This window comes from Planktothrix sp. FACHB-1355, from assembly GCF_014748295.1.
Lineage (GTDB): Bacteria > Cyanobacteriota > Cyanobacteriia > Cyanobacteriales > Aerosakkonemataceae > Aerosakkonema > Aerosakkonema funiforme_A.
The window spans coordinates 1-2,058 of the sequence record NZ_JACJUP010001214.1 but is presented as its reverse complement, the minus strand read 5'-3'; the positions used below and the strand labels follow the sequence as shown (position 1 = coordinate 2,058).

Below are 2,058 nucleotides of genomic sequence, written 5' to 3'. Positions count from 1 at the left end.
ATATTGGTTTGGCTAAAGTGTTCCGGAGAAATAATATCATGCAAGTGATAGACGAGAGGACGACGTGCGATAAAACTAGCGATCGCACCCACAACTAAAGCTTTCTGAGTGTTAGCGTAAATTAAATCGCGATCGCGACTGAGATGAACTACCTTAGCGATTAAAGGTGCGAGGTTGCCAAAACTTTTTAACCCTTGTGCCAAATTGCTTTCTTTGCGGACTGCGATCGGATCGGTTGCTAAAACTTCAACGGGAATATTGTGCTGTTCTAGCAAATGTCTGAAAGAGCCATCCGCAAACAATCCAATTAAACAGCTATCTCGATAAGGTTTAGCAATATCTAGCAGGCACAGTTCCGCACCGCCCGGTTTTCCACTTTGGTCTAAAAATAGAATTTTCATAATCCTAATTTGAAATTGGAAATTTATCTGCGTGCATCTGCGTGCATCTGCTTTCATCTGCGTTCAAAAAATCAAAAAGCAAACGCTGCAAATGCTGCCGACCCAAATCTGACGCACAATATTTTTGTGCAAACTGCCTGCCATTTTCACCGAGTTGCTGACATTTGACAGGATCGTTCCACAAATCGCGAATCGTTTTTGCTAAAGCATCGGGCGAAAATGCTTCGCAAGTGATGGCATTGCGATCGGGAAACACATAATCGCTGACACCAATCGAATTTGTGATGATAAATGCCTTACCAAGGTGCATTGCCGCCACAAGCGTAATATGACCGCAAGGTACTTCCGAACCTTTGAGCGGTAACACCATAAAACGCGAATATTTGAGGATATTCATGGCCTGGGATTCGGGAATATTTACCAAAGCTTTCACATTCGGTGGAACGCTTAGATTTTTTAAGTTATGCGGTCTAACCACAATCACCATTTTGATATCCGGCAGTTTTTCCATCGCTGCCATCAGCGTTTCGTAATCTCGCGCATTGCCACCGATCGCACAAATATAATCCCCTGTTTCTAAAGGTTCTTCAGGCTCAATTTGAGGTACAGCCATACTCCAAAAACGCATTTCGATCCGTTCTGGCGGTATATCGAAATATTCGCTGTAGAATTCCTTTTCCCACTGTGAATAAACGATAAACTTGCTAATTTTTGTGCAAGCCCATTTATACAAGTGATACCTCAAACCGTGCGGCAGATTGTGAAAATTAAACGAATAGGCAATATGATTTGTTTTTATTCTTAGCAAGGTAGCAAACAAAACGCACCACAATGATAGTCGCGGATTATGTGTGAATAACAGGTCAGCTTGCTGTTGCTTTGCACAACGAACAGCTTCTAGGCAAGTGCGGAACACAGAAGTTCGCAAATACCTTTCGATTTCTCCCCGCGACTTATCCGCATAAAAGTACCAGCGCAGTTGCTCTCGATCGAGTTCAGGCGCAAACCATTTCCAATTGTCTCCCCAAAAAGGTGTGCAGCAAACGATCGATGCAGGTTTTTTCATAACGATTAACGCGAGCTACAACTTTTACTTTTGTTTGACTTTTGAGAGATTGCACCTCTGTGTTTAGGATGCTTTAGGCTTTCACCGAAACGCACCGTAATTATTTTGTTCTAACTTTGGCTATCCTAATCTTAAATATGCTAGTTTTACATCTAACTCAAGTAGTGTTTAATGGATGTAAATTGCCTTTCCTTATACCAAAAGTATGAGATTCTTTTTGATGGCTGTAGTACTTACGCGCTGCCATAGCCATGCCAAGAAATCCCCACATAACTACACCGAAAATACCCAATTGTACGCTGTTCAAACCAATCTGTGCGAAAACGGCGATCGCAATAGCGCGAGCCCCACTAAAAACCGGATCGAAGCTTGCCTCAGAACTTTGAAATATATTGAAAAAAAGCAGGAGAAGTCCGCCAAGGTAAGGTATAGTTCCAAACCAACCCAGCGCAAACAACATAATCAAAACGCCGCTATCGTAGCTACCAAAATCACCGCCGATATTTAATGAACTTCCCACTCCCCTACCAATAAACTCAGACACAGCTAGACCCATCGCTTCATTGTAGCCTTCTGCTCTGGCATTGTAAC

The 2,058-nt window shown here is 42.6% G+C and carries 1 protein-coding gene and 2 pseudogenes; all 3 read right to left on the bottom strand.

The window, feature by feature from the left end; genetic code table 11:
- Nucleotides 1–401: pseudogene (locus H6S82_RS30910) on the bottom strand (glycosyltransferase family 1 protein); the annotation flags it as partial.
- Between the two features lie 4 nt (nucleotides 402–405).
- Nucleotides 406–1,467: a glycosyltransferase family 4 protein gene (locus H6S82_RS30905; protein WP_190470945.1), complete on the bottom strand. Its 1,062-nt coding sequence runs from the start codon at nucleotides 1,465–1,467 to the stop codon at nucleotides 406–408.
- A 157-nt stretch (nucleotides 1,468–1,624) separates the two neighbouring features.
- Nucleotides 1,625–2,058: pseudogene (locus H6S82_RS30900) on the bottom strand (hypothetical protein); the annotation flags it as partial.